Source organism: Bacteroidota bacterium, assembly GCA_016183775.1.
GTDB lineage: Bacteria > Bacteroidota > Bacteroidia > JABDFU01 > JABDFU01 > JABDFU01.
Genome location: JACPDY010000075.1, coordinates 1 through 25568, shown reverse-complemented (window position 1 = coordinate 25568; position 25568 = coordinate 1). Strand labels below are relative to the sequence as shown.

Here is a 25568-nt window from a genome sequence, read left to right as displayed (position 1 = left end):
TTCCAGAGATCGGAATTATACCATGGCTGCATGAGTTTGCGGAAAGTAAACTGCCAACGCTACTGGTATAACCGGTTCTAATTTCGTTGCACCGCAAACTCAATGAAGTAGCGTTATACATTGCAGGAGTATAAATATGCTGAACAGGTCACTTCAATAGTGTAACATTACCAATAAACTGATGATCGTTTTTTTCCACTTTATCTTTGAATATCACTTTCCATACATATACATCGATCTGAGCAACTTCATCTCCGTTATTTGCTTTCCCATCCCATGCTTCTCCCCAGGTACGGGTTTGCCATATCAGGTTACCCCATCGGTCAAATACCATTAGCTTGTAGGTTGTTTCGTCTATATTATACCCTTTTGGGGTCCAGAGTTCATTTATGCCATCTTTGTCAGGTGTAAAGGCATTGGGCACATAAAAACTATATGCCGGTTTAATTTCAACACAGGAAGAAGCCGTATCCGTGCAGCCAAATTGATTGGTAACCATTAAAGTTGTACAGAATGAGCCGGTGTCGGCGTATGTATACGAAGGATCTTTCTGCTTACTCGATGCGTTTGCTATATCACCAAAGTTCCAAAGCCATGATATTGCCCCGGTAGATTGGTCGGTATAATATATGGTTGGAGCTAAGATTGTGGTGATGGTTGGTTTTGCGGTAAATGAGGCGACAGGTACTTCATAAACCCGGATGTAATTGCTTCGTGTAAGTATAGAAGAACATCCCTTTGTGCTTGTCACTTTTAAAGTTACCCCATAACTGCCGGGAGTATTGTAACAGTGAGACGGGGTTTTAAGTGAACTCGTATCTCCATCACCAAAAGTCCAGTTATATAAAGAATCATTTGAGCTGGTATTCACAAAATTCACACACAAACTTCCGCAACCGGCGGTATCAATTGTGCTAAATGCCACACCAGGCAATTGATTGACAGTAATGACTATGGTTGATTTTTCTGTGCAGCCATTTGCATCTGTAACCAACACCATGTAGGCTGTGGTTTGAACAGGCGAAACCGAAATAATTGAATTTGTTTTCAGATTATTCCATTGATAGGTATACAACGGAGTTCCGCCAAGGACACCTGAGCTGATCGTTGCTATTTCATTTCTACAGATCACATCACCCGTACTTGAGAGGCTTACCTGTATTTTTAAAGGCTGGGTAATATTTACAACACTACTCAGAGTGCAATTATTCCCGTCTGTAATTGTCACAGTGTAAGTTCCGGCCGATAAATTATTGATCTGATTGGCTGCAGAATTATCGTTCCAAAGATATGTATATGGTACAGCTCCACCGGAAACACTTACACTCGCGGTCCCGTTATTCCCTCCAAAACATGATACATCTGTATTACTTGTTATAGCCGCCAGCATATTTGCATTAATAACAACTGCAGTAGCACTTTTCGAACATCCTTTATCATCTGTAATTGTCACAGTATATGTCCCGGCAAGGAGTGCTGTTGCAGTCTGACCAGTTTGCCCGTTATCCCATAAATAGCTGTATGGAGAAGCCGCGCCGCTTGCAATTGCGGTAGCAGTTCCATTCGGTTTGGCACAGGTAGATTGCGTAAATGACGTTGAAGCCAAAAGGTCTGTTGGTTCGGTAACGGTTGCTGCTGTGGTTGTTGTACAGCTATTCTGATCGGTTATTGTAACAGTATATATTCCGGCGGAAAGTCCACTAAAGCCCGAATTAGTTCCATTGCCGGGTTGCCATGTATAAGTATAAGTACCTGTTCCACCGGCAGGAGTTGCCGATACTTGTCCATCATTTCCTCCGAAACATGAAGTGGAGCCTGGTGAACTTACAGAGGACAATACAAGCGGTTCTGTAATTGATACCGTGCCCAAAGAACTGCAACCATTATTATCGGTTACTGTACAGGTATAAGTACCCATACTTAAACCGGTTACGTTCTGGCTGGTTTGTCCACCCGGATCAGACCAGGAATAGTTATATGAAGGAATTCCTCCGGATGCAATTAACATTGCGGATGCATCATTGCCTCCTGTACATTTTACATTACCAATCACTGATGTTGCTAATGAGATAGCTGTTGGTTCAATTATTGTAACATTAGTAATGGAAATACAACCATTCATATCAGTTACAGTAACATTATACATTCCTGCTGACAGGTTTGTTGCCGCTAAATTTGTTTGTGAAAGCGGATCAGACCATAAATAAGTATAAGGAGAAGTTCCTCCCGTTACACTTATTAGCGCATTTCCATTGTTCCCGCCTTTGCAGGAAACATCTGATTGAGATGACAATATAGTTGAAGGAGAACCCGCATTAGTAACGATTACACTTGTTGATTCCGTACAGCCATTCGCGTCAGTAACAGTTACTGAATAAACTGCGGCGGAAAGATTAGCAATTGAAGCATTGGTTTGGGAGTTATTCCATAGATAAGTATATGGAATTGTACCGCCGGTTGTTGAAACAGATGCTGTTCCATTCGCAACGTTACAGGTAGCTTGTGTAGAGGTAATCCCCGGCAAAATTTTTGGCGGCTGAGTAACTGTCACCGTAGTTGTTGAAATACAATTATTTTGGTCTGTTACATTAACTGTATATATACCCGCTGAAATATTATTATGACTTATGGAGGTTCCGTTACCCGGCAGCCAGCTATATGTATACGAACCCGTTCCACCGGAATGAAGTACAAAAGCCTGACCATTGCTGCCTCCAAAACAAGAAGCCGGAAATGAAGCACCATTTAAAGATAATACAACCGGTTCAGTAATGGTAACATTGTTCGTGGATGTGCAGCCATTATTATCCGTTACAGTGCAGGTATAAACACCCGCGCTTAAATTTCCGGCAGTTTGAGATGTTTGCCCGTTTGCATCCGACCAACTATATAAATACGAAGGGGTACCACCTGATGCAAGTATATTTGCCGAGCCATTATTTCCGCCGTTGCAACTAACATTATTTACTATAACTCCATTGAGGGAAAGAGCAAGCGGTTCGGTTATTGTTACTGTGGTTTGCGAGACACAGCCATTGGCATCGGTCGCCGTAACTGTATATGTTCCGGCTAAAAGAGCAGTTGCCGTAACAGTTGTTTGCCCGGCCTGATCAGACCAAAGATAGGTGTATGGAATTGTTCCCCCGGTTACGGATACCGTTGATGCCCCATTATTTCCATTAACACACAATTCATTTACCTGGGAGATCAGTGTAGCTGTAGGAGGACCTGCATTTGGAACAATTGCCGATACGCTATATGTACACCCTTTCATATCCGTGATTGTTACCGTATATGTCCCTGCTGATAACCCTGTCGCTATTAATGACACCTGTCCTGCCGGAACTGTATTCCACAAATAGGTATATGGTGCACTTCCTCCGATTGCATTGACAGATGCGACACCATTCGCCGAATCGCAGGTTGACTGTGTAAAAGAGGTAGTCCCCGTTAAAAGTAGCGGTTCGGAAATGTTTTGGGCAGTGGTTGCAACACATCCGTTGTTATCTGTAATAGTTACGGTGTATATTCCCACAGCAAGACCTGTTGCAATTGAACTGCTTTGGGAATTATTCCATAGATAAGTATATGGTGAAGTTCCATCAACCCCGGAAACGGTTGCTGTACCATCATCCCCCCCGTTGCAACTTACATTTGTTCCCGACGTCGTGCCGGAAAGCACAACAGGTTCGCTTATTGTAATTGTTGCAGTTGTTATACAACTATTATTATCGGTGACCGTACAGGTATATGTCCCGATTGACAGATTGATATTCAATGTATTTACAGTACCATTGCTCCACGAATATGTATAAGGAACAATTCCTCCGGAAGCTGTAATTGTCGCAGAACCATCCGATCCACCGTTGCAACTTACATCTGTCCGTGAAATGGAAGAAGCAAGAACCGATGGTTCAGTTATTGTACTTGTTTGTGTTATTGTACAACTATTAAGATCAGTAACTGTCACTATATATGTGCCCGCAGATAAGCCGGTAGCATTCGCAGAAGTTTGTCCGGAAGCTGAAGAATTCCATAAATATGAATATGGAGATACTCCTCCGGCCGCAGATACAGTTGTGCTTCCATTGTTACCTCCATTACACAACACATTGGCTCCAACCACAGCTGTAGTAGTAAGTGCGGGCGGCTCTGTTATGGAAACAGTGGATTGTATGGAACAGTTTTTTGCATCAGTGACAGTAACAGTGTATAAACCCTGTGACAAATTTGTTGCAATTGCCGAGGTCTGTCCGCCGGCGGACCACAGATAGTTATATGGCGGTGTACCGCCGATTGGTGTAGCTGAGGCACTACCATTAGCACCTCCTGCACATGATACATTTGTATTGACGGATGTACTTGTTTGCAACACAGCCGGCTCTGAAATCGTCACTGTCGATAATGAAGAGCAACCGAAGTTATCGGTAACGGTTATAGTATAGGAACCAATAGGTAAACCTGAAGCTGTTGCAGATGTTTGTCCGCCCGGATCAGACCACAAATAACCATAAGGTGCACTTGCTGCAGAGGGAGTGACTGTTGCAGTGCCATCACTCCCGCCAAAGCAGGAAACATTTGTTTGAACTGAAGCCAGGGTTGGAAGAGGTTTTACCACTATAGTAATAAAAGCAGTATCAACAACGCCACAACTTCCTGTAGAATCAGTTACAAAAAGTGATGCTGTGTAGGTGCCCGGTATAGTATAGGTATGTGATGGTGATGGAGTATATACCTTGGGTGTTCCATCGCCAAAATCCCATATAAAATCGGAGCCAAGGCTGCCGCCATTATTAAAAGAAGTAGTAAACGGAGTACATCCCAGCGATGGTCCGACACCGGCAACAGCAAGAGGTTTAACCTGCACATCCATCTTAATGACGGCATTGTTACAATTGTTGCTTTTGTTAGTTTTAGACCACGCCGTTGCTGTTGTAGGAAATCCCTGCGTTTTTCCGCAACTCGCGCAAACAGATTCATAAATAAATCCTCTTTGGTCAAAACGACTTGTTCCTCCATCGACATGATCGGTACGTCCGCCGCTCTCGCCAAAAAAAGTAGCATATTGCAAAGCCTGGGCATTCGGACGGAGTACCATAAAATAGAAATCACAATTGTCAGTTGTTTTTTGATACGCATTTGCTGTCACAGGCAATCCGTTTGTACCCTTAGGAAACGGATGTCCGAAACCTGAACATCTACCCCACCCTGAAAGATAAATACTTTGACAACTATCAACCAGAAAGGCCGTTGGCGATAGTTCCGGAGTGGGTGTTCCGGTACCAACAACTGTCGAAAAAACGGTTAAGTTGAGCTGCTTGTTGAGCTTATGAATAAACTGTCCGCTGTTTGGGTTGGAATATACCCCTGCTGTAACAGGATATGTTCCTTTGGTTTGACCGTAAACATATACATCATCGTTCCCGTCTATTTCAATCAGGTAAGACTGATCATAAGCGGTTGTTCCCAGATATGTTGAATAAAGTATAGTGGTTCCGGTATTGCTGATAGCTGTGATGTATGCATCCGCAAGTCCTCCCTGGAATGAGGTGTACAACACCCCCGCAGTTACAGGAAAATCAGCGCTTGCTGTTCCACCTGTAACGTAAGCATTATCAGCGGCATCCACTTTTATCCCGTACGCTGCATCGTCACCTGTACCACCAAGGTAAGTACTCCAGTTCAATGCGGTAAGTGAGCTGTTCATCTTAAATACACAGCCATCCTGGGTCCCCCCAAGCGAAGTATCAAATGCCCCTGCCGACACGGGAAAATTTGTTGAACGTGTAGAGCCCGCAACATAAACTTCACCATTGTTATCAAGCAAGATCTCACTCCTGCCATCATCAGTATAATTAAACTTCAGAGAGCTATAAGTTGACCAGCCGATATTAATGTTAACGCCATCATCTCCGGTTCCGCCGATAAATGTTGAACCAAGCAGATTTCCGCTGGTTCCGAATTTGCCTACAATAATATCAAATCCACCATTATATGAGGTATCAAAAGCGCCTGCTGTGACCGGAAAATTCGCGGATTTACTCCTCCCTGCAACATACAACTCGTTATTGCTGTTCACAAAAAGACTATGGGGCTGTTCATTACTGCTGCCACCGTAATAGGTAGAATACAAAATAGCGGAACCGGTCGGATTAAACTTGGTTAATGAAATATCGAAGGGATAAGGCGCTACACCACCGCCGAAAACAGTGCTGAAGGCCCCGACAGTTGTCGGATATCCTGTTGCCGCAACAATTCCTCCTGTGTAGATATTTCCGCCAAAATCATAGGTTGCAGTAAAGCCCCAATTGTCGCCGGTTGAACCTGTATAAGTAGAAGCAATAAGTAAAGGATCTATTATTAAAGCGAATCTCCTGTCGTATTCTCCGTTAATGGAAAAACCAATTGAATTGCCTGTTTTTTTATAGGAGCAAGGTATCTCAATTTTTACTCCGTTTATTTCCTGGTACACATATGGCTTTTGCTCCATCACAACGCCTAAACTGGTTTGAATATACAGGTGTCCATATTCGACATACAACTTATCCTGACCCTCATAATTCATGCTGATGTTTGCGGGATCCCCGCCAGGGTTGACAATAAAATCATATTTCAGATTCTGATCTGAATTATAAACATGCATATCAATTTTGGGATATAAGTTTGAATAATGAACCCGGCCATACAACTTCACCTTCTCTGCCCACTTTTGAGGATCATTACCTATATAGTAATTTCTGTGAAAAGAGAACAGATCGCTTCCTTTGACAGATACATTCGGATCACTGTTCCTGAAATTTACTTTGTATGAATGGTAGTGAACTGTAACAGTATCTTCCATATTCCGCTTGAAATCATGGAAGTCCACATTTTCTGTAAGCAGATAGGTAAACGTATTTTTTTCGAGAAAAATTTTTCCGGAAGGGACATCCGCCTGAAAAACGACCTGTTCAGGCCATTGATTTTTGTTCTCTTCAAAAACTATTTTTGGAGTCGAAGGAATCTCACTATTGGCGAAACCCAATAATGAAGTTGCAACAAGAATAAAAAAAAGAAGCTGCTTAAAACTCATTTATATATTATGGATATTTGTCGCTGCTTCTGCCTGGCAAATACATCGATGTACTTTTCTTACCAATAGTCAACAATCTCCAAAAAAACGTTTTCACCCTAACAAGACAAAAATAGTAAAACAGAAGAAGAAGATTCAAACAACTTATTAACAAGCAATTAAGAGGAACGAGTACATATGCTGTATTGGCAGATTCAGTTACCCACTTTGGGAAATAATGGAAATGAGTTAATTATTGGGAGCACCGGAATCTATCCAACATTTGATCTTTTTTCTGTCGTCAATTGACAGGGCGCCGGAGGGAGGCATATTACCCTGCTTAACAACACGTAAATACATTGAACCATTATTGACCTTGGCTTTAACGCCGGCATAATTTGTTAGGTCACCATACTGAGAGTTTGCATTGTGACAACCTTGCATGCTGCATGCCGCAGAGATTAATACGGGACGTATGTTCATAGAGTAAGCTGAACTTATTTTTGAGCAATCTACATTTGCAAAAGGGTCATCCTCACTTTTTTTACACTGAGCAAACAGCAAAACAATGCAAAAAACCGCAAAGACCATGACTCCTCTACTTTTATAAACCCTTGCGACCGTATTCATTGCTTTTAAAGGTAGGAAAACTACACTTTATTAGCTATAGAAATATGCTATTAATCAACTGCACAATATTCTTTTATACTGGCATTATATTAATATACCAAAAACCCTTTGTTTGGATTTTATTCTCCGGATGCTGATCGAAATTAATTTCCAATGGCTTATATATTCTCTCGCCAAGTTTAAACTTCACAGGATATTTGAAAAGGGGGCCATCATAGCAAAATGTATGAAACTCACCATTTTCACCGCAAGGATCTGTACTTACAGGTAAGCGACTTAAAAACACTTCGTCAAATTCAACCCCGCAATAACTTTCGTCAAGTAACCCATCGTTAACACAGCATGTGACCGATCTAAATCCTTGCCTAATAAAATCTCTGGCAAGGAGAAGGCTATTGATTCCCCACAAGGGAAATAATGCTTTTAAACCTATTGGTGCAAGCTGCTTTTCCCGGTATAGCCTCAGGTCTTCCAAAAAAATATCTCCAAAAACAACATGTGTGATATTTTGTTCCTTTTTCAGCGTAATCAATATTCTTTTAAGTTGTTCCTCATACTCCATGTTTGTATTGGAAATTACATACATTTTCATCAGATGTACGTGAGGTAAGTCGAGTAATTCAACTTGCCGATCAAGCATTGCTTCCCTGATACCATGCATTGATATTCTTTTGAAATCGGCATTGATGGTTGTTATTAAAGAACAAACTTCTATGGAATCATCTGACAGTAACTTATACAGGCAAAAGGCCGAATCCTTTCCCCCACTCCAGAACATTGCGGTTTTCCTGACTTCCTTCTTCATACAGTATTTTAAAATGGTATTGCTTTTTGGGCAACAGCCGTTTGATGAAAGAAATGTAGTGATTTTATTTTTGAAAAAAATCAAATCACTATCTTTAACTCAACATTACAGATAATGTACGGAATATGTAATTTAAGCATAGTACCCTGCCGCAAATCGCCATCCGACCGCAGCGAGATGGTTACACAGCTTTTGTTTGGTGAAACCTTTGAAATTATTGAAGAACAAAAAAAATGGGTCAAAATAAATAACAGTTTTGATAGTTACATTTCATGGATCGACAAAAAACAATATCAATCCATAACTCAAAAGACATACAACACTATTCTAAAAGAACCCATACAACTTGCGTCTGATCTTGTCCGCCCTTTAATGGTTTCTTCAACGGGCAATGCGCTTCCTATAGTGTTGGGAAGTCAGCTGCCTTCATTAAAAGGCACAGAATTAAAAATTGAGGATATACTTTATGAATATGATGGCCAAACAGTAAAAGCCGGACTTGCAAAAAAAACACGTGCCACAATAATCCAGAATGCGTACCTGTATCTTAACGCGCCTTATCTTTGGGGCGGGCGCTCCCCTTTTGGCATTGATTGTTCAGGGTTTACTCAAATGGTGTTAAAACTAAGCGGAATAAATATTCTACGAGACGCGTCACAGCAGGTGGAAGGAGGACAATCAATAGATTTTATTGATGAAGCCAGGCCCGGTGATCTGGCTTTTTTTGACAATGATGCCGGTAAGATCATTCATGTTGGAATATTGCTTGGTAATAGTCAAATAATTCACGCTTCAGGAAAAGTACGGGTGGATAAATTTGATCATTATGGGATTTTCAATGAAGAGAAAAACGGATACACTCATCAGCTTCGTATTATCAAATCGTTTGTTTAATTAATGGAATGCTCCTGACAGAAGAACGTCAGAATTTAATACCCATTACAAGTATATCATCAACCTGTTCGAGTTCTCTCATCCATTTCTGCAGATCCTGTTCAAGAAGTTTACCCTGCATTTTCATGGACAATACCTGCAAGGATAATAACGCCTCTTTAAAACGTGCATTAGTTATCTTTTTGCCTTTAGGGCCGCCAAACTGATCGGCATAACCGTCAGTGAACAGGTAAATGGCATCGCCTTTTTTTAATTTTATTTCGCGGCTGGTAAATTCACTTATCCTTCCCTGCTGATCCCCACCAATAGATCGTTTGTCCGGAGCGATCTCAAGAATTTTATGATCACCGATAATGCCATCATCAACTTCTTTTTTATTGATTATATACATCGGCCTCATAGCACCTGAAAAATGTACGGTGTTTGTTTTTATATTTATAGCACACAAGGCGATGTCCATTCCATCGCGCGTTTCAACCCCTTCCTTTCCCTGCTTCAGAACAAGGCGGATCTCATCGTGGAGCGCATTCAATATCTTATCAGTCTGTAAAATGCCTTTTTGATTGACGATCTCATTCAACAAAGTGGATCCGATCAGGCTCATGAATGCACCCGGAACACCATGTCCCGTACTGTCTGCAGCAGCAATATAAACGGTTTCGCCCACAATATTGAACCAATAAAAATCACCACTGACAACTTCCCTTGGCCGGAAGAAGATAAATGACTCAGGAAAAACACGTAATATCTCTTCTTTTGTGGGGAGAATAGCATCCTGTATCAGCTTCGCGTAGTTTATGCTGTCCATCATGTCTTTGTTCTTCTGACGGATGATTTCTTCTGCCTGCTTGCTTTCTGTAATATCAGTATCTATGAACACCAGCTTTTTCACACGTCCGTTCTCATCAAATATCGGAGTGAGTGTTGTGTGTATCCATATCTCTTTCCCTTCTTTTGTCTGATTGAGCAGCTCATACATCTTTGACTGTTTAGATGATACACAATCGAGTATGATCTTTTTAAGTATGGGATTATGACTTGCCTGGTATACCGAACTGCCTTTGTCATCTTTCAGGTCGCGCAATGTATACCCCGTCATACGTGTAAAGCTTTCATTTACCCATTCTATTTCACCGGAAGGCGTTGCGATGGCAATTGCGTTAACCGTTTCGCGGGCTACAATGGAAAGTTTTTCGAGTTCAATATTTTTTTCGTGTAATTCACGGGTGCGTTCAATAATTTTATTCTCAAGTATTTTCTTGGCCTTCTGAAGTTGGTTCGTTCTCCAGCTGATAAATGCCCATATTCCGAGCGCGCTGATAAATACACACGAAATATAAAACCAGGTTGTCTTCCAAAAAGGAGGTGTAACAATAAAACTGAATTTTACGGGTTCTTTGTTCCAAACGCCTTCATTATTGCATGCCATAACATAAAAACTGTAATGTCCATGTGGTAAATTCGGGAATGGAACTGTAGTTTCCGCAGTAGGTTCAGACCATTCATCACTAAACCCTTCCAGCTTATACCTGTACCTCACATTTTCAGGATTTGTAAGACTTACCCCCAGAAAATTAAATGTGAAAAAATTTTGATCATATGGAACAATGAGTTTTTCCGGAAGATTATTTTCCGGATTTATACTGTCGGAGTATTTTGACCAATCAACATCTTCTTTGTTAAAAAGCTTTACTCCGGTGATCTGAGTTATGGGAGGTATTGTGTTGTGTGCATCTTCTTTTGGATTATACATTACAACACCTTTAACGGTACCAAACCATATCTTACCACTATAATCTTTGTAGACTGAATTCCTGTTACATTCAATCCCTGTGAATCCCTCATTCTTACTGAAATGCCGGACCCTTATCGAATCTGATTTATTGTAATAATTAATATCAAAAAGATCAAGTCCCTTATTTGTTCCAACCCACAGTGCGCCGGAATTGTCAACAATAAGCAGGTAGACTGTATTTGATATAAGACCATCCGCTTCACTTATATTTGTATAGTTCTGTCCGTCAAATCTGGTAAGGCCCCCACCGGAAAAGGATCCCAGCCACAGGTTTCCTGATTCATCTTCAACCATTGAAGCGACCTGAAGTTTCAACCCGGTGAAGGAACCAAATTTGGTGAAACCCTTTCCATCAAAACTGCATAAGCCTTTTTCGGTACCAACCCACAGAGTACCTTTCCTGTCCTCCATTAAACTCAAAACACGATTATCCGGCAATCCTTCGCCACGCGTATACTTCTTAAAATCTGCACCATCGTAGCTAACCAGGCCGTTAGAGGTCGCAAACCAGATATTCCCCTTACTATCTTCAAGAATACTATACACCGGCCCTTCAAAAAATTCTTTGTTTCTGAATTCAGTTAAAGTGTATCCTCCGGTTTTTTGAGGAGTCATCTTTATAACATGTTCTGTTCCGATCCATAAATTATTTTCTCTATCCTGGAATAAGGCTGTTGTTGCTTCTTTATTAAGATTATAGTTACGGGTAAAATTTATAAAATGTCCGGTATCTCCGGTTAATTCAAGTTGAGAAAGCCCTTCCTCCGTCCCGACCAATAAATTCCCATCTTTATCACCAACGATCGACCAGACGACATTATTCACCAATCCATGTTCTTTTGTATAGGTAACGAACCGGCTTCCACTGTAACGCGTTAATCCATTTTCGGCACCAAACCAAATATTGCCCTCCCGGTCTTCGAGTGAGGTGTTAATGGCACCTTCCACTAATCCTGATTTTTCTGTATAATTAATGACCTGCAGATCACTTGTGTTATTTTCAAACAGTATCCTTGTTACTCCAACGTCGCTGCAAAGCCATATACTGCCCTTGGTATCTGCAGTAATTGAATTTATTTTATTAGTCAATAGTCCATTTTGCGGTGAATAATTCAATAATTTATATTTTTCGTTAGCCTTTGAAATAAGTTTGCTGACACCTTTGGAAGTAGCGAACCACATATATCCGTTTTGGTCCTGAGCAATATCGTTTATTATATTACTTGCAATCCCATCCTTTTCGGTAATTGTAGTAAAAGTGTAATTCCGGCTGTTTGGAGCCTTGTCTGCTTTTGCCAGGCCTTTTTCTGTACCAATCCACATTTTCCCTTTTCTATCAGCAAAAAGCGCCGTGATCTTGCTATCAGGAAGCCCGTCTTTCAAAAAATAATTTGAGAATTTATAAAAACTGTGAGTGCTATCTGTCGGAATTAAAATACAAAGTCCGTCATCGGTTCCGGCCCAGATATTACCAAATGTATCAGTACATAACACATTTACCTGGTTATTTACCATGCCGTTTTTAGTCGAAAAATTCTTAAACTCCTGGCCGTTATATCTCGACATGCCCTGCACAGTACCTATCCATACATTACCCCATTTGTCACCTACAATGGATGTAACCTCATTGTCAGCCAATCCATTAACGCTGGTATAATTAAAATACTTTTTACCGTTATATTTGGTGATACCGCCGCTGGAAGTCCCGATCCATAAATTGCCTGACTTAGACTGAAACAATGCTCTTACCTGTGATTGTGAAAGTCCGTCTTCAACTGTATATGTATGGAAATTATATAGTTGCGAAAAACCAATAGAAACTATCGTAGAAAGAAAAAGAGATAGAAGTAATTTGGTGCGAAGCACTTTCATAAACCGGAATAGTCGGAAAAGTTACGAAAATATTTTGATATGGGAGCTGAATTTTAATCTGTAATAACTTCAAATATATCGGAGTATTAGACCCTTACGCCTATTATCAGGATATCCAATCTGTTCAAAATCCCCTTTCCAGCTTATTGTTAAAAGTATATCTTGAAATATTTTATATTTAAATTTCTTCACTTTCGGTCCACCAAAAGTTCATGTTCGTCGGATTGTTTTCCAATGGGAAACTTATCGGCCTTATTTGTAATTAAACTATTACCACGGATAATATAAATGGATTGTAGGCCGCCGCATACTCACATCATATTCTTAAAATCAAACTGCAAAGCACCATGTGAAATAACTTCAAACACTCCAATAATAAAGAGAAAGAGAAGGATTTCATACAATGACGAATTTAAGCAAATTTCGGAAAATACGTCACTACACAGTGTCAATTAGTCATTATTTAAGGTGCCTTGAGCCAATAAATCCTGATATATATCAGTTTCTGCCTATGGAATGAACTTTGCACCTTTACTGCAAAAACAGAACTATTATGAACCTGAATAATTTTACGATAAAATCGCAGGAAGCGGTGCAGGAAGCACAAAAGCTGGCTACTATAAATAACAATCAGGCAATTGAGAATGGTCATATTTTAAAAGCTATTTTCAATGTAGACGAGAATGTAACTCTATTCTTACTTAAAAAATTAAATATTAATACCGGTGTCTTACTAAAGGCATTGGATAAAATTGTTGAATCCTATCCCAAAGTATCCGGTGGTAATGTTTATTTATCAAACTCGGCCAATACTGCATTAACAAAAGCAGGTTCATTATTAAAAGAATTTAATGATGAGTATGTTTCAATTGAACATTTGTTACTTGGAATATTATCCGCAAAAGATACTGTTTCTCAACTCTTGAAGGACAGTGGTGTTAGTGAAAAGGAACTGAAGGCAGCGATTGTTGATCTGCGTAAAGGTTCGAAAGTAACAAGCAGCAGCGCGGAAGAAAGTTATAACGCGTTGAATAAGTACGCCATCAATCTGAATGAGCGTGCCCGCAACGGAAAACTTGATCCGGTGATCGGCCGGGATGAAGAAATACGAAGGGTGCTCCAGATACTTTCCCGGAGAACAAAAAACAACCCCATACTGGTGGGTGAACCCGGTGTGGGCAAAACAGCCATCGCCGAAGGCCTGGCACATCGGATAATAAACGGTGATGTGCCCGAAAATCTGAAAACCAAACAAATCTATTCTCTTGATATGGGAGCTCTTATTGCCGGAGCAAAGTATAAAGGAGAGTTTGAAGAACGCCTGAAAGCTGTGGTAAAAGAAGTGATCAGCAGTGATGGGGATATCGTACTTTTTATTGATGAGATTCATACGCTTATCGGCGCAGGCGGTGGCGAAGGAGCAATGGACGCCGCTAATATTTTAAAACCTGCACTTGCCAGAGGTGAGTTAAGAGCGATCGGAGCAACTACTCTCAATGAGTTTCAAAAATATTTCGAAAAGGATAAAGCTCTGGAAAGACGCTTTCAGAAAGTGATGGTTGATGAACCTTCCCTGGAAGATGCTGTATCTATACTTCGCGGTATCAAAGAAAAATATGAAGCGCATCATAAAGTACGTATCAAGGATGAAGCGATCATTTCGGCGGTTGAGCTTTCGCAGCGATATATAAATGACCGGTTTTTACCCGATAAAGCGATTGACCTGATTGACGAAGCCGCTTCCAAGCTGCGTATGGAAATCAATTCAATGCCTGCAGAACTTGACGAAGCAGAACGCAAGATACGCCAGCTCGAAATTGAACGCGAGGCTATAAAAAGGGAAAATGACAAGAGTAAACTTGAAGGACTAAACAAGGAAATTGCTGAACTGAGCGACAAACGCGCTGATCTGCGGGCTCAATGGCAAAGTGAAAAAGATGTGATTGACGGCATACAAAAAATAAAAGCGCAGATTGAACAATTAAAGTTTGAAGCCGAACAGGCTGAGCGTTCTGGTGATTATGGAAAGGTAGCGGAAATCCGTTATGGGAAGATTAAAGATGCGGAGAAAAATGTTGAAGAATTCCAGTCTAAGTTGGATAAAATGAAATTAAAAGGATCTCAGCTTGTTAAGGAAGAAGTGGACAGTGAAGATATAGCGGGAGTTGTTTCCCGGTGGACCGGGATCCCCGTTAGCCGTATGCTTCAAAGTGAACGTGAGAAATTATTACACCTGGAAGATGATCTCCATAAACGTGTAGTCGGACAAGATGAAGCCATTGGAGCCATTGCCGATGCTATACGCAGAAGCCGGGCCGGGTTGCATGACGTTAAACGTCCGATTGGTTCTTTTATATTCCTAGGCACTACAGGAGTTGGCAAAACCGAGCTGGCAAAAGCTCTAGCGGAATTCCTTTTTAACAATGAAAGCTCAATGACACGAATTGATATGAGCGAATACCAGGAGCGCCACGCGGTGAGCCGGTTAGTAGGGGCTCCTCCCGGATATGTCGGATATGATGAAGGAGGTCAATTGACAGAGGCTGTTCGAAGAAAACCTTATTCAGTTATACTACTTGATGAAATTGAAAAAGCGCACCCTGATGTGTTTAATGTGTTGCTGCAGGTGCTGGATGATGGCCGCCTTACCGACAATAAAGGACGCGTAGTCAACTTTAAGAATACAATCATCATAATGACATCTAACCTTGGTTCACATATTATCCAGACCAATTCGGAAAAAATGAACGAGAAGAACAGGGAGGATATAATGGAAAAAAACAAAACTGAAGTGTTCGAATTGTTAAAAAATACAATCCGCCCGGAATTCCTGAACCGCATTGATGAAATAATAATGTTTGCCCCGTTAACCCAATCTGATGTTCGTAATATCGTTCAGCTGCAATTCCTGGGAGTCCAAAAAATGCTGGCCGAAAGTAATATCAAGATCAATGCCACAGAATATGCATTTGAATGGATCGCCAATACAGGCTACGACCCGCAGTTTGGTGCACGACCGGTGAAACGTGTAATTCAAAAATATATACTCAATGAATTATCCAAACAAATACTTAGCGGAAGTGTGCAAAAAGATTCGGAGATCTTGCTTGACGTGTTCGACAACCAGGTCGTTTTCAGAAATCCTCTGAAAAACGAACAAAAGAAAAGGACAAAAGCCTGATCAGCAGGCAAAGTAATTTAAAGCTCCCTATATTTTGCGGGGAGCTTTTTATTAAACAGTAAATGCCGATGCTCAGTATATTTTAGTTTAAGTTTGAATAATTTTCTCTTTCGATCGGTATTATACAGCAAACTATTTTATCCAGCGGATAGTATAAGTCATATCTTTGTGATCTTGGTTGACATCAAATGATTTTCACAAAATTCAATTTACTGGCGTTTTTTATTTTGCTGGTTATTAACATTATTCCTGTTTACAGGAGCCACCGGCGAAAAAAATACGCTTACTTTTCCACTAAAATTTTTATTCCAATATTCGCAAGTTATTGGATCATGCTGCTCATTTATTTCCAAACCTTTGATTTTACAAGCGCCATCCCATCAACTTCCAAGCCCGGAGCCTACAAAAGACCTGCCGCCAGATATGAAACGACTTTTTCCATTAAAACGAAATACGAGAATGACATTAAGTATAAAATAAATAAGCTTAACCGTATTATGACAATTGCAGCCATACAGTGTATTATTGTGCTGCTTTTATCGGCGTTTGGAATAGCCTGGCTAAATGACAGGATAGCTTATTATGTTCGTGTAATCTTTATATTTTCTGCACTCCTTGTGTTCTGTATTTTCATAATAAGAACAGGTGGGATATCCGGGTATGAAACCATAACACAATAAACAGGTAACGGCGTTGATAAGCAAACGTTTTATTAGCATGGAAAAGTACGCCCGGCAATAATCATAGCTTCATTAAACGCTGAAGTATTAAGATTCAAATTTACTTTATGATCATTAAAATAACGTACCAGGTTCTCCGTAGGCATATTTCCCACTAATTCATCTTCGGCCATCGGGCACCCCCCCAAACCTTTCAAAGCAGAGTCAAATCTGCGGCAACCATTATTGTAAGCGGCCTTAACTTTTTCTTCCCAGGCATCGGGACGGGTATGCAGATGCGCGCCGATCTCAACGCCGGTAAATTCAGGTATTATGTTTGAAAACAAATAAGAAATAGTAGAAGGAGTTGAAACACCAATAGTATCCGACAATGCAATTATCTTAATTCCCATTGAGGTCAATTTTCTTGTCCATTTTATTACAATATCACTGCTCCATAAATCACCGTAAGGATTGCCAAAAGCCATAGAAATATAAACTACAAGCTCTTTTTTATTGTTTACACACAAGGTTTGTATCTCCTCCACCCTTTTCAACGATTCTTCAATAGAGGAATTGGTGTTACGCTGCTGAAAAGTTTCGGAAACCGAGAACGGGAAACCGAGATAGTGTATTTCATTGAATGCAACTGCATCCTGTGCCCCACGAACATTCGCGATGATGGCTAATAGTTTTGATCTTGTATTATTCAAGTCAAGTTTACCCAGCACTTCCGCGGTATCCCTCAATTGCGGGATCGCTTTCGGCGAAACAAAACTGCCAAAATCGATCGTGTCAAAACCAACTTTTAAAAGCGAATTGATATAATCGGCTTTTTTTTGCGTTGGGATAAATTGCTCTATTCCCTGCATAGCGTCGCGCGGACATTCAATGATCTTCATATTCATCCTTTATTGAAAAACGATCTGTTCAATAACATGACCACCGGCAGCATCATTCAGCATTTTAACAATTTTTTCTTTCCCGTACGACAGCTCCTGCCTTAGTGCAGCCGAATCGAGTTTAACAAACAAATATTTATTCCGGATAAAAATGTCCGTTGTGTGCCTGGAGATCATCCCTCCCATTATTTTCTCCCACGAATCGATGAGCTTTAACTCGGCCATTTTCCCGTCAAGCCTGTAAGTCTTCAGCAATTCGTCAATGGCCTGCTTTATGGTACGTTGATTATTGTTCATTGGTATATTTAGTCATTTGACGCTTGTTACTGGTCATTGGTTAATATGCCAATGATCTCCGGCCTGCTCTCTACAACACTGTCTTTTATGTTAAACTGCCTGAAAGGGATGTTTCTGTTAGTTGACAAAATACCGGAAATGCGATCTGAATGCGTATCGGTAATAAATATTTGTCCGAAATGTTCACTACTAACCAATTCCATCAACTGCTTTACTCTTGCTTCATCCAACTTATCATGAATATCGTCAAGCAATAATAATGGATCCACATTTTTAATTTTCTTAATGTAGTCATACTGGGCAAGTTTCATTGCTATTAAATACGATTTCTGCTGTCCCTGTGAACCGTATTTTTTGACAGGATACCCGTTCAGCTTTAATTCGAGGTCATCTTTATGCACTCCAACAGTAGAGTACTGAAATGCCTTGTCCTTTACCAAGGCGGCTTTTAGTACAACATCAAAATCTTCATAATTAAGGTCTGAATGATAAATGATCTGTACCTGTTCTCTGCCTCCCGATAACAATTCATAATATCGCTGGAATATGGGTATCAACTCATCTACTAAGCTTTTTCTTTTTTTGTTGATACGTTTAGCAAATTCCACCATTTGAAGATCCCATACTTCGAGCGAATCCTTTATAAAGCGTCCTGTTTCGGCAAAACGTTTCAAAAGAGCGTTCCGCTGTGATATTATTTTGTTATAACTTATAAGATCCTCAAGATAAACCCGGTCGAATTGCGCAATAACACTATCCAGGAATTTCCTCCGGCTTTCACTTCCCTCATTGATCAGATCGGCATCTGCAGGTGAAATCATAACAAGAGGGAATAAACCAATATGATCGGCCAACCTGCTATACTCACTCTTGTTACGTTTAAATTGTTTTTTCTGGCTGCGTTTTTGTCCGCAATATATTTCTTCATTAGCGCCCTCCACTTCAAAAGTGCCCTGTATCATAAAGAAAGGGGCTTCGTGCAATATATTCTGACTATCGATCGGATTAAAAAAACTCTTACAAAAAGACAGATAATGTATGGCGTCAAGTAAATTCGTTTTCCCTTCACCATTTACCCCTGTAAAACAGTTAATACCAGTGCAAAAATCAAGTTCTGCAGCGGCATAATTTTTAAAGTTTATGAGTGATATGTTTTTGAGATACATTGGGCCAATAAAATTAGAGAATTTTACCGGTTTTACCGCTAATGTTCAAAACATTACGATAATGATAAAAAAAGCTTATTTTTGCACCTCAATCAATTAAAAAATGGCAGAAGAAACTAAAGATGAGCCTATCATTGATGTTCAGGAGGCTTATAGTAAAACCGAACAGTATATAGAAGAAAATAAACAGAGCCTTTCAATTATTATAGGTGTAATTGTTGCTTTAGTGGGGATTTATATCGCCTGGAAGTACTGGTATGTTGCCGGGCAGGAAAAAGAAGCTCAAAAAGAACTTTTTATGGCCGAGACCTATTTTGAAAAAGATTCATTGAATCAGGCTATTAATGGAGATGGCCAATCCATTGGACTTGCCGGTATTGTTGATCAATACGGGGTTACACCTTCCGGCAACCTGGCCGAATATTACCTGGGTGTTGGTTATCTAAAAAAGGGCGAATACGAAAAAGCCATTGAACATTTAAAAGAGTTCGACTCGAATGATCAGATGGTTGCCCCTGTTGCTACAGGAGCTATAGGCGATTGCTATGTTGAATTAAATAAGGTGGAAGAGGGCATTTCATTTTACCTGAAAGCCGCGGAACAAAGTAAAAATAAATTCACCAGTCCCATTTACCTTAAAAAAGCGGGCTTGGCCTACGAAAGCCTGAATAAGTATAAAGATGCGGTTAAGGTTTATGAACGCATCAAAACTGATTTTGAAAAATCTTCGGAAGCAAAGGATATTGAGAAATTTATTGCCCGTGCGAAGGCATTGGCGGGAGAATGATGTTATTTGTTGTCAGTTGCTGGTTGTTTGGTAGCGAATAATTGAAAAATAACAGACAACTGACAACCAAGAACGGTTAGCCACCACAAAATGTCCTCATCACAAAAAAATCTCTCCGACTTTACAGGTAACACTAACATTCCCAATGCCAGATCAATGCGGTTTGGTATTATCGTTTCCGAATGGAATTCAGGTATTACCAATGCTCTTTACCTTGGAGCATACAAAACACTTCTGAAATACGGAGCGAAAAAGAAAAATATCACTTTGTTAACAGTCCCCGGCAGTTTTGAATTGACCTTAGGGGCTCAACATTTAGCTGCTAAAAAAAATATTGATGCCATTATTTGCCTGGGATGTGTTATCCGGGGAGAAACCCCTCACTTCGATTTTATTTGCCAGGCTGTTGCGACAGGCATCACCAACCTCAACATAAAATATAACAAACCGGTTATTTTTGGAGTGCTTACTACCAATAACATTAATCAGGCTAAGGAACGCAGCGGAGGAAAGTATGGAAACAAAGGTGATGAAGCGGCCGTGACGGCTATAAAAATGACCGCTTTGTTGTCGAATAGTTAATCTTCAACTGATTTTAACTTATTGAAATTGGCCTAATTCGAATCTTTTTCTACCTTTGCCTCCCCTAAATGGAGAGGTGGGTGAGTGGCCGATACCAGTAGTTTGCTAAACTGCCGTACGCCAAAAGCGTACCGCGGGTTCGAATCCCGCCCTCTCCGCTGAAGATAATGTTCTTATATTATTGATTCATATTTTTCGGGGTGTAGCGTAGCCCGGTTATCGCGCCTGGTTTGGGACCAGGAGGTCGCAAGTTCGAATCTTGCCACCCCGACTTATAAAAGCCCGCAAACATTATAGTTTGCGGGCTTTTTTTGCTTTCACACTTAATAATCTAAAATGAACAGCATTTCACTTGTGGTAAAAAGTTATCGCTGTATATTTGTGCCTTGATTTTGATCCCGTAGCTCAGCTGGATAGAGCAGCTGCCTTCTAAGCAGCAGGCCATTGGTTCGAATCCAATCGGGATCACAAAGGCTCTTATTTCTACAATCTTGGTTTAACTCAATGAAAAACACTTTCATCATCATCGTTTTAAAATTCATACCATGGGTAGCCATTCCCGGGTTGTAATGTAGTTCCCTATTCCCTTCTTTCGTATTTCATTTTTATAAATCTTAAAACTATTCTTATATGAACAAAATTATTGTATTAGGTGCCGGTATGGTTGGAAGTGCCATGGCACTTGACTTAGCCCAAAAACACCCGATTACAGTTGCTGATCTGAATATAAGCGCGCTCCAAAAACTAAAAAAACGAAATGATAAAATTGAGATCATTCAGCTTGATGCTAAAGATAAGTCCGGTTTGTCTTCAGTGATCGAAAAATTTAATATTGTATTATCTGCTGTACCGGGCTTTATGGGTTATGCAACCTTAAAAACAATCATTGAGGCAGGCAAGAATGTAGTAGACATTTCCTTCTTCCCGGAGAATGCGCTTGAACTTGATGTCCTGGCAAAACAAAAAGGAGTTACTGCAATAGTTGATTGCGGTGTCGCTCCTGGCATGAGTAATCTTATTCTGGGTCGCTATAACGAAAAGCTGAAATTGACGGACTTTGAGTGCCTGGTAGGTGGCCTGCCTAAAGTAAAAAAATGGCCATTCAATTATAAAGCTCCCTTTTCACCTGTTGACGTTATTGAAGAATATACCCGACCTGCCCGGTATGTGGAAAATGGCAATGTTGTAGTAAAGCCTGCCATGTCGGATATCGAACATATTGAAATGGAAAATGTAGGAACGCTGGAATCCTTTAATTCCGACGGTTTGCGATCGATCATTTTTACAATGCCCCACATCCCCAATAAGAAAGAAAAAACACTCAGATATCCCGGGCATATTGAGAAAGTGATCGCTTTACGGGATTCCGGATTTTTTAGCACGACACCATTAATTTTGAATGGTATAGAAATTAAACCTCTTGATTTTACGTCCAGAATTTTGTTTAATGAATGGAAGCTCGGGGAAACAGAAGCAGAGCTGACTGTGATGCGGATCTCATTGTCGGGCTCGGAAGCTGGCGTTAAGAAAAACATCGTTTATCACCTGCATGATGAATATGATGCTGAAACCCAAATATCTTCAATGGCACGAACTACAGGTTATACAGCCACCGGCGCAATTAATTTACTGATTGAAAATAAGTTCAGCGACAAAGGAGTCTTCCCGCCTGAACTAGTAGGAAAAAATGAAGATTGCTTTAATTATATACTCCACTACCTGAAAAAAAGAAATGTAGTTTACAATAAAACCGAAACAATTATATAAATTATACTGGGAAAATATTTTTTTGTTGTTGGCAATTAATAGAAATTAACATCAGGAATGTTATATTTGTGTATACCCAATTGTAAATTTATGAGACTGAAATACGTTGGATTTTTATCCATTATTGGTATTACTATTGTGTGCCTCCTTAATGCCTGTAAAGGAAGTAAAAAAAGTAACGACCGGGCTAATGTCACGGTTCACATATTATCCGATCCGGAAATGCTGAACCCCATTAATTCAACAGATGCTTCAGCGAATGATATTGCGCGATTTATGTTCCAGTCGCTGAATGATATTGACTTTAAAACACTTGAACTGATACCTGTCCTTGCGGAAAAGAGGCCCACCATTGAAAAAACTCCCGAAGGACAATTAAGGTTTCATTATAGTATAAGACCGGAAGCTAAGTGGGATAACGGAAGTCCTGTCACAGCTAAAGATATTGAATTCACGTTGAAAGTGATCAAAAATCCAAAAGTTAACGACCCCAGTGCCAAACCATATTATGAGCATCTGGTTGATTTTATTTATGACAGCAGCGATCCATTAAAATTCACTATTGTATTCGATACTTCCTATATGCTGGCTGAACAAAACAGCGGAGACTTTTCTGTGCTCCCCGAGTACTTCTATGATCCAAAAGGTTTAATGAAAAAATTCACCATTAAACAACTGGACCAGGAAAAAGAAAAATTAGCGAATGATCCCGCTATTAATGAGTATGCCAGTGATTTCAATTCCGAAAAACGGATGCGTGAAAAAGAATTTGTTGGCGGCAGCGGTCCATATAAACTTGATGAATGGGTGACAGGCCAGCGCGTTGTACTAAAGCGGAAAGAAAACTGGTGGGGAGATAAAATAAAAGGAACAAATATTTATTTCGAGGCTAATGCGCCTAAATTAACTTATAAGGTGGTGAATGATATGACCAGCGCACTCGTAGCATTGAAAGCAGGCGATCTTGATGTAATGCGGGCAATTAAGCCAAAAGATTTTTTTGAATTGACAAAATCAGATAAATTTTTAGCGAAATACAATACATATACACCAATGGCATTAGTGTATAGTGTAATCTGCATAAACACCAAGCGACCGATCTTCGCCGACAGGAGAACACGTGAGGCGATCGCCCATTTGCTGGATATTGATAAAATGATAGAAACTATAATGTATGGCTATGCCAAGCCAGCTATAGGACCGATCCATCCGTCAAAAGGAAAAATATACAACAGTGATATTAAACCTTACGATTATAACCTTGATAAAGCCAAACAATTGCTCACTGAAGTTGGCTGGAAGGATACGAATGGAGATGGAACACTTGATAAAATGATCGATGGCAAGCATACTGAATTTGTGATTGACTATCTGTATAATTCAGGAAACGATTCCAGGAAACAAACCGGATTATTGTTACAGGAAGAAGCACGAAAAGTTGGTATCATAATTAATGTGCTTCAGCAGGAGTTCTCTATTTTTGTTGATAATTGCAGGTCACATAACTTTGATATCTGTTATGGCGCATGGATCGGCGCTCCTGTTCCTCCCGATCTGAAACAAATATATCACTCTCAATCGGCCTTAAACAAGGGATCAAATTACACCAGTTTCGGAACTCCCGAATCAGATGCCCTTATTGATTCAATACGTGTTGAGTTGGATGAAGAAAAGCGTGTTCGGATGTACAAAAGGGTACAGCAGATCATTCATGATGAGGTGGCCAGTATATTTTTGTACACACAAACCGAACGTATCGCGATCCATAAACGCTTCACTAATGCAGAACCATCTGTAATGCGCCCCGGTTTTTATGAGGCCGCATTTACATTATCTGAAAATAGCGGTAAATAAATTATCATTACTCTATGCTGAAATACCTGGCGAAAAGGCTTCTTATTTTTACCCCTACCCTCATCGCTATTTCACTCATTACTTTTATTATCAGCATCAATGCTCCCGGCGATCCTGTAGAGAGTATGCTCAATAAAAACTCGGGCGGCGACGGACAGCTTTCGGAAAAACAAGCCCAGGAAGGTGCATACAATGAATTAAGACATCAGCTTGGATTTGATCTGCCTGTGTTTTACTTTTCAATCGCAAATGCCACTTATTGTGACACTCTTTACAGGATCAGTAATGCGGGACACAGGGCTGTCCTGGAACGACTTGCATTTACAAACGGAAACTGGGACAGGGTTTCAAGCTATTACAGCGCCTTAAAAGAATTTGAAAACAGTTTATATAAGCTGCCCAGAACTGATTCAAGTTCATTACTAATAAATAAAGTAAGGGATAATGTTAATTCTCTTTATAACGAGCATGACAGTATTCACATACAGCAAATCATTAATAATACAAATACAATAGTTGAGGAAAATAAATTTATGCAGCCGGCTGCGGCATCTTTTTCAAAATTAAGATCATCCTATTCATTACTCCTGAAAGATCAAAGTTCCATTAAGAAATACATACCCACATTCCATTGGTATGGCTTCAACAACCAGTATCATCGTTGGTTGTTTGGTAATGCACCCTGGTTTGGGGAAATGCAATACGGACAAAATAAGGGCTTCATCAGGGGTGATTTTGGCATATCATATCAGGACAAACGGCCCGTATCATCGGTTTTGTGGGGTGCCATTGGCTGGACCATGACATTAAGCATTCTTTCGATGATCTTCGCTTATCTTATTGCGATACCGCTTGGTGTTATATCAGCGGTTGATAAAGGTACACTTAAAGAAAAAAGCATTACCACCACCCTATTCATGCTTTATTCTTTACCCAACTTCTGGATCGCGACACTTAGTGTGATTTTTCTTTGTGGCGGCGATTGGCTTTCGTGGTTCCCGTCGCCCGGAGCTGATGCTCCGTCAAGTGATGCACCCATAAGTGAATGGTTACCCGAAACAGTGTACCGCCTGGTACTCCCATTGATTTGCTGGACATACGGTTCACTTGCTTTTATATCGAGGCAAATGCGCGGGGGAATGTTGAATGTATTGGGACAGGATTTTATCCGTACCGCAAGGGCTAAAGGGTTAAACGAAAAACAAATTGTCTGGAAGCACGCTTTCAGGAATTCACTTATTCCGATCATCACGCTTTTTGCCAACATTTTCCCGCTTGCTATTTCCGGTTCATTTGTAATTGAATTTATTTTTTCAATACCCGGGA

15 protein-coding genes and 3 tRNA genes are annotated in these 25568 nt (G+C 40.2%); 11 read left to right on the top strand and 7 right to left on the bottom strand.

Annotated features, from left to right (window positions below; translation table 11 throughout):
* Positions 1-148: 148 nt before the first annotated feature.
* From HYU69_09380 to HYU69_09370, 3 genes are all read right to left on the bottom strand, one after another.
* Positions 149-7072 (bottom strand): gliding motility-associated C-terminal domain-containing protein, encoded by a 6924-nt coding sequence (locus HYU69_09380; protein MBI2270549.1) that lies wholly within the window; start codon positions 7070-7072, stop codon positions 149-151.
* 228 nt (positions 7073-7300) lie between these two features.
* Positions 7301-7534, bottom strand: a complete 234-nt coding sequence (locus tag HYU69_09375) for a hypothetical protein (GenBank protein ID MBI2270548.1) — start codon at positions 7532-7534, stop codon at positions 7301-7303.
* Between the two features lie 220 nt (positions 7535-7754).
* Positions 7755-8486 (bottom strand): adenine nucleotide alpha hydrolase, encoded by a 732-nt coding sequence (locus HYU69_09370; protein MBI2270547.1) that lies wholly within the window; start codon positions 8484-8486, stop codon positions 7755-7757.
* Positions 8487-8600: 114 nt separating this feature from the next.
* Between HYU69_09370 and HYU69_09365 the strand changes: the two genes are divergently transcribed.
* On the top strand, positions 8601-9380 hold the full coding sequence (locus tag HYU69_09365; protein ID MBI2270546.1) for a C40 family peptidase: 780 nt from the start codon (positions 8601-8603) through the stop codon (positions 9378-9380).
* A gap of 28 nt (positions 9381-9408) precedes the next feature.
* Here the strand turns inward: HYU69_09365 and HYU69_09360 are convergent, their stop codons facing one another.
* Entirely contained in the window at positions 9409-13047 is a 3639-nt protein-coding gene (locus HYU69_09360) for a PAS domain-containing protein (protein MBI2270545.1), read from the bottom strand.
* Positions 13048-13600: 553 nt separating this feature from the next.
* Between HYU69_09360 and clpB the strand changes: the two genes are divergently transcribed.
* Together clpB and HYU69_09350 are read left to right on the top strand one after the other, a co-directional pair.
* The gene (gene clpB, locus HYU69_09355; GenBank protein MBI2270544.1) at positions 13601-16228 is read left to right on the top strand and encodes an ATP-dependent chaperone ClpB; all 2628 of its coding nucleotides are present in this window, start codon (positions 13601-13603) and stop codon (positions 16226-16228) included.
* A gap of 188 nt (positions 16229-16416) precedes the next feature.
* The gene (locus HYU69_09350; protein ID MBI2270543.1) at positions 16417-16908 is read left to right on the top strand and encodes a hypothetical protein; all 492 of its coding nucleotides are present in this window, start codon (positions 16417-16419) and stop codon (positions 16906-16908) included.
* A 32-nt stretch (positions 16909-16940) separates the two neighbouring features.
* On the opposite strand, the gene HYU69_09345 is transcribed toward HYU69_09350, so the two are convergent.
* From HYU69_09345 to HYU69_09335, 3 genes are read right to left on the bottom strand one after another with little or no spacing between them, the layout of a single operon-like run.
* Positions 16941-17795 (bottom strand): hydroxymethylglutaryl-CoA lyase, encoded by an 855-nt coding sequence (locus tag HYU69_09345; GenBank protein ID MBI2270542.1) that lies wholly within the window; start codon positions 17793-17795, stop codon positions 16941-16943.
* Positions 17796-17798: 3 nt separating this feature from the next.
* On the bottom strand, positions 17799-18092 hold the full coding sequence (locus HYU69_09340) for a DUF721 domain-containing protein (GenBank protein MBI2270541.1): 294 nt from the start codon (positions 18090-18092) through the stop codon (positions 17799-17801).
* A 20-nt stretch (positions 18093-18112) separates the two neighbouring features.
* Positions 18113-19252 carry a DNA replication/repair protein RecF gene (locus tag HYU69_09335; protein ID MBI2270540.1) on the bottom strand — a complete coding sequence of 380 codons (1140 nt, stop codon included), beginning with the start codon at positions 19250-19252 and terminating at the stop codon, positions 18113-18115.
* A gap of 103 nt (positions 19253-19355) precedes the next feature.
* On the opposite strand from HYU69_09335, the gene HYU69_09330 reads away from it, so the two are divergent.
* From HYU69_09330 to HYU69_09295, 8 genes are all read left to right on the top strand, one after another.
* A complete protein-coding gene (locus HYU69_09330; protein MBI2270539.1) occupies positions 19356-20039 on the top strand; it encodes a tetratricopeptide repeat protein in 684 nt (227 codons plus the stop codon).
* Between the two features lie 90 nt (positions 20040-20129).
* Positions 20130-20621 carry a 6,7-dimethyl-8-ribityllumazine synthase gene (locus tag HYU69_09325; GenBank protein MBI2270538.1) on the top strand — a complete coding sequence of 164 codons (492 nt, stop codon included), beginning with the start codon at positions 20130-20132 and terminating at the stop codon, positions 20619-20621.
* Positions 20622-20691: 70 nt separating this feature from the next.
* Positions 20692-20779, top strand: a tRNA-Ser gene (locus HYU69_09320).
* Between the two features lie 38 nt (positions 20780-20817).
* A tRNA-Pro gene (locus HYU69_09315) sits at positions 20818-20892 on the top strand.
* 123 nt (positions 20893-21015) lie between these two features.
* Positions 21016-21089: transfer RNA gene (locus HYU69_09310), tRNA-Arg, on the top strand.
* Positions 21090-21251: 162 nt separating this feature from the next.
* The gene (locus HYU69_09305) at positions 21252-22388 is read left to right on the top strand and encodes a saccharopine dehydrogenase NADP-binding domain-containing protein (GenBank protein MBI2270537.1); all 1137 of its coding nucleotides are present in this window, start codon (positions 21252-21254) and stop codon (positions 22386-22388) included.
* Positions 22389-22478: 90 nt separating this feature from the next.
* Positions 22479-24242, top strand: coding sequence for an ABC transporter substrate-binding protein (locus tag HYU69_09300; GenBank protein MBI2270536.1), 1764 nt, complete (start codon positions 22479-22481; stop codon positions 24240-24242).
* Between the two features lie 14 nt (positions 24243-24256).
* Positions 24257-25568, top strand: a 1312-nt coding sequence (locus tag HYU69_09295) for an ABC transporter permease (GenBank protein ID MBI2270535.1), incomplete at its 3' end; no start/stop codon positions are given.